This window comes from Roseomonas sp. TS2, assembly GCF_058833935.1.
On the sequence record NZ_JCACVY010000260.1, the window covers coordinates 1 to 4,623 of the forward strand.

Annotated in this window: 4 protein-coding genes; 3 read left to right on the plus strand and 1 reads right to left on the minus strand. The window is 72.3% G+C overall.

Features of this window, described 5'->3' with window-relative positions; genetic code table 11:
* The first annotated feature begins 345 nt into the window (after positions 1-345).
* The 3 genes from phaR (at position 346) to ACZJYS_RS22800 (ending at position 3,114) form a co-directional block, all read left to right on the plus strand.
* Positions 346-960 carry a polyhydroxyalkanoate synthesis repressor PhaR gene (phaR, locus tag ACZJYS_RS22790; RefSeq protein WP_493180434.1) on the plus strand — a complete coding sequence of 205 codons (615 nt, stop codon included), beginning with the start codon at positions 346-348 and terminating at the stop codon, positions 958-960.
* Positions 961-1,080: 120 nt separating this feature from the next.
* Positions 1,081-1,515: a helix-turn-helix domain-containing protein gene (locus ACZJYS_RS22795; RefSeq protein ID WP_109516886.1), complete on the plus strand. Its 435-nt coding sequence runs from the start codon at positions 1,081-1,083 to the stop codon at positions 1,513-1,515.
* 99 nt (positions 1,516-1,614) lie between these two features.
* Positions 1,615-3,114, plus strand: a complete 1,500-nt coding sequence (locus ACZJYS_RS22800; protein ID WP_493180435.1) for a multicopper oxidase family protein — start codon at positions 1,615-1,617, stop codon at positions 3,112-3,114.
* Positions 3,115-3,171: 57 nt separating this feature from the next.
* On the opposite strand, the gene ACZJYS_RS22805 is transcribed toward ACZJYS_RS22800, so the two are convergent.
* Entirely contained in the window at positions 3,172-4,578 is a 1,407-nt protein-coding gene (locus ACZJYS_RS22805) for an amidase family protein (RefSeq protein ID WP_493180436.1), read from the minus strand.
* Between the last annotated feature and the right edge of the window lie 45 nt (positions 4,579-4,623).

Genomic DNA, 4,623 nt, shown 5'->3' on the forward strand with positions numbered 1-4,623 from the left:
CAGCGCCGAGATCTCGCTCTGCCACAGCGTGATCCAATCCTCTGCCAACCTCTCCAGTGCCTCAGGCCCGGCCTGGCCGCCGCCGGGCTCCGCCCCGGCGCCGGAAGCCGCGCCGGGCCGCTTCCTTTGCGCGTCGTCCTCGGGGCCTGTCATGGCAAATCCTGTCCTGCGGCGCGCGGCCCGGGGCTTGCCCCCGGGCGTGATCGGGCCCCGTGCCAGGCCGCGCCGGCGGAACATAGCGCCACGGGCGCGCCACGGAAGGGGCGGGGCACCATCCTCCTGTTCGCACTGCATCATGCGCCATGCTAGCGTCTCCGCCACCACATGGCGGGATGGGAGGCGACAATGGCCGAACAGGCAAGGCAGCGCGGCACCGAGGCGGAGGCCAAACCCACGGTAGTCATCAAGAAATACGCCAATCGCCGGCTCTACAACACGGAGGCTTCCTCCTACGTCACGCTCGAGGACCTCGCCGGCATGGTGCGGGAGGGGCGCGACTTCGTCGTCTACGATGCCAAGACGGGCGACGACATCACCCGCGGCGTGCTGACGCAGATCATCGTCGAGGAGGAGGCCAAGGGGCGCAGCCTGCTCCCCACCTCCTTCCTGCGGCAGCTCATCGGCTTCTACGGCGACAGCCTGCAGTCGCTGGTGCCGCGCTACCTGGAATACGCCATGGGCAGCTTCGCCCGGCAGCAGGAGCAGATGCGGGTCTCGGTCGAGCAGGCGATGGGCGGCTTCAACCCCCTGGCCGGGCTGGAGGAGGTGAGCAAGCAGAACATGGCGATGATGGAGCGCGCCATGACGCTGTTCAGCCCCTTCCCGCGCAAGGAGGACTCGGCGTCGTCATCCCGCCCCCCCGCCGAGGAAACCGAGGATGTGGCCGCCCTCAAGGCCGAGTTGCGGCAGTTGCGGCAGCAATTGGCACAGCTGCAAAGGGGCGGTAGCAAGGCCGGATGATAACGCTGAGGTTGCGCTTCTCACGCTGTTGTCAGTCTTCGTAACCCGAAAGGGAACACGCGGCGGCCATTTACTACTTAATAAGGGATGGGATCATTTTTCAGCCTAACAGGGTAGAGCATGGCCGATCTTGAGGCCGGTGCCGTCGCCACGCGCGACGAGCCGGAGGATACCTCCACACAACGCGCCCGGCAGGCTGACCGCCATGTCGGAGCGCGCATCCGTGAACGCCGCCTGATGCTCGGTCTGTCGCAGCAGCAACTGGCCAGCATGATCGGCGTCACCTACCAGCAGGCCCACAAATACGAACGTGGCCTGAACCGTATTTCTGCCGGGCGCCTGTTCGAGATCGCTCTCGTCCTGGCTGTCCCGGTGTCCTGGTTCTTCGAGGGGTTGAACGAGGAAGGGGCGGCGCCGCCGTTGGGCGTGCGGCAGCGCATGTGCCTGGAACTGGCCCGCAACTTCGCGCTCATCGACAATGAGCGGCACCAGGAGGCGCTGAGCCAGATGGCCCGTGCCCTCGCGGCCCAGTCTCAGGGCCGTCCGCTGGACTGAGACGCCGCTTGCTTTTGCGAGCCATTCGCAAAAAGCGGGCGACGCCTCCACTGCCTGCCTTTATGCTCCGGCCGCGTCCGATAGCGCCGGAGTGCCGCCTTGTCCGCACCATCACCGCCTGCCTCGCTCCCGTCCGCCGCTTTCCGCGGCGGGCGGCGCAGGCTGCTGGCCGCCACGGCGGGCGCGCTGGCCGGTGGCTGGCTGGCCGCCCCGCCCCGCCCTGCGCGTGCCGGGGGGGATCCGCCTCCGCCTGAGGCACCGGGCGCCCGGCGGCACGACTGGACCTTCCGCGCGCAGGAGCGCCCGGCCCGGCTGCTGGGGCCGGACGGTCCCCTCTCGCGGGTCTGGAGCTACAGCGACGCCCTGCTGCCGGTGCTGCGCATCCGCCAGGGCGATGCCATCCGCGCCCGGCTGGAGAACGCGCTGCCGGAGCACACCAGCATCCACTGGCACGGCGTGCGCGTGCCGAACGCGATGGACGGGGTACAGTACCTGACCCAGCCGCCGGTCGGGCCCGGCCAGTCCTTCACCTACGAATTCACCCCGCCCGACACGGGCACCTTCTTCCTGCACCCGCACTGCAACGAGCCGGGGCAGGTGGGGCGCGGCCTCGCCGCCACGCTGGTGGTGGAAGGCGACGAGCCGGAGCCGCCGGACGCCGATATCGTGCTGGCCTGCAAGGACTGGCGCCTGGCGGAGGATGGCACCTGGCTGCCCTTCGAGACGCCGCAGGGCGCCGGGCGCGCCGGCACCTTCGGCACGGTGCGGGCGGTGAACGGGCAGCGCGCCTTCGCCGCCACGGTGCCGGCGCATGGCGATATCCGCCTGCGCCTGCTGAACCTCGACGCCACCCGCACCCTGCTGGCACGGGTGGAGGGGGCGGCGGCGCAGGTCATCGCCATCGACGGCAATGCGGTCGAGCCCTTCGCGCTGGAGCAGTGGCGCTTCGGCCCGGCGATGCGGGTGGATCTCCGCGTGCGCGCCCCCGCCGCCGGCGCGGGCTTCACCCTGTTCGATGACTTCCCGCGCGAGCCCTGGCCGCTGGCCCGCTTCACCGCCGCCCCCTCGGCCCTGGCCGAGCGGCCCTTCGCGCCGCGCCCGCTGCGGGCCGCCCGCGTGCCGCGCGCCGACCTCGCCACGGCCGAGCGGCTGCCCTTCGCCTTCAGCGCCGCGCCTTTGGGCGCCACTCCGGGCAGCGTGGCCGGGCTGCCGGCGGACGATCCCTTCGCGCGGCTCCTGCTGGATTCGCTCTGCGTCGGCCGCAACACCTTCTGGGCGATCAACAAATCCACCTGGCCAGGCGGCGGGAACCGGCAGCTGCCGCCGCCCCTGGCGGAGCTGAAGGCGGGCCGCTCCTATGTCTTCGAGCTGCACAACACGACGCCGCACCCGCATCCCATCCACCTGCACGGACACACCTTCGAGGTGCTCTCGCTCTCCCGCCAGGCGCTGCCGCGCTTCCTGGCGGACACGGTGCTGCTGCTGCCGCGCGAGCGGGCCGAGATCGCCTTCGTGGCGGCGCCCGGCCGGTGGATGTTCCACTGCCATGTGCTGGAGCACCTGGAGACCGGCATGATGGGCTGGCTGCGCGTCACCTGAACCGGCGGAAACGAAGAGGGGGCACGGGGGGGAGTTCCTTCCCCCCCCCGCGCGCCGTCAGGCGGGGTCGCAGGCCTCGATGCGCGGCCCGGCGGCCTCGATCGCGGCCCCCGCCGCCAGCAGCAGGTCCTCCCGGTACCGCCCGGCGATGAGCTGCACCCCCACCGGGCTCGCCCCCGCGCTGCCCTGCGTGTTCCCGGTGGTGACGGTGAGGGCCGGCAGCCCCATCAGCGGCAGGCCGATCTGCACGAGCTGCGCCTCCGCCACCCGCTCGAAGGCTTCCGGCGACTGGACGTCCAGCAGATCGGGGAAGGGCAGCTCGGCGCAGACCGGCACCAGCAGCACCGGGTAGCTCTTCAGGAAGGTCTGCCACTGCCGCACGAAGCCGGCGCGCGCCTGCAGCACGTCCTGGAACTGGTGCAGGTCCGGCATCTGGGTGAGGCGCTCCATCTGCTGCAGCACGAAGCTGGCATCCGGGTCGCCCTCGCGCGCCACGGCGGCGTTGCCGCCGCGGCGGAACTCGGCCAGCCACAGCATCAGCTGCAGGCGCATCGGCTCGCGCAGCGGCGGGCAGGCGGTCTCGACGATGCTCCACCCCTGCGATTGCAGGCGCAGCGCCGCGTCGCGCAGCGCGGCCTCCACCTCCGGCGCGGTGTCCAGCCCCTCGGGGCGGACGCAGAGGGCGGCGCGCTTCGGCATGGCCGGCCCCTCGAAGGGCGCGGGCACCCACCAGGGGTCGCGCAGATCCTCGGCCGCCATCGCCTGGAAGGAGAGGCGGAGGTCGGCGATGCTGCGCGCCAGCGGGCCGGAGACGGCCATCAGCTGGGCGCCGATGGCGCGCTCGGGGCCGGAGGGGTTCCAGGCCGGGACGCGCCCCAGCGTCGGCCGCAGCCCGTGCACGCCGCAGGCATAGGCCGGGTAGCGGATGGAGCCGGCGATGTCCGTGCCATGGGCGATGGCGCCGATGCCGGCGGCCACCGCCGCCCCCGCGCCCCCCGAGGAGCCGCCCGGCGTCAGCGCCGGGTTGCGCGGATTCCTCGTGTGGCCGTGCAGGCTGTTGCGGGTGAACCAGCGCAGGCTGAAGGCCGGCGTGTTGGTGCGGCCGATGATGACCGCCCCGGCGCGCCGCAGGTTGGCCACCACCGGGTTGTCCTCGGCGGCGACGAGCTCCTGCTGGATGCGCAGGCCGTTGGTGGTGGCGAAGCCGGCCTGGTCCACATTCACCTTGATGGTGACGGGCACCCCGGCCAGCGGCCCCGCCGTCTCGCCGCGCGCCAGCGCCGCGTCCACCGCGTCGGCCGCGGCCAGGGCCTGCTCGGGCATCTCCTGCACCACGGCATTGATCCGCGGATTCGCCGCCGCCAGCCGCGCTAGCGCGTCCTGCGCCACCTCGCGCGCCGACACCTGGCGGGCCGCCACGCGGGCGGCGATCTCGCTCGCATCCAGGCGCCAAAGCTCACTCATGCTTGCCATCCCCGTCCTCAAGGCGGGGAAGTGTCGCCCCGGCGG

Excerpts from the sequence above, each read along its gene's own strand:
- phaR (WP_493180434.1), top strand. The coding sequence starts at position 346 with ATGGCCGAACAGGCAAGGCAGCGCGGCACCGAGGCGGAGGCCAAACCC.
- ACZJYS_RS22795 (WP_109516886.1), top strand. The coding sequence starts at position 1,081 with ATGGCCGATCTTGAGGCCGGTGCCGTCGCCACGCGCGACGAGCCGGAG.
- ACZJYS_RS22805 (WP_493180436.1), bottom strand. The coding sequence starts at position 4,578 with ATGAGTGAGCTTTGGCGCCTGGATGCGAGCGAGATCGCCGCCCGCGTG.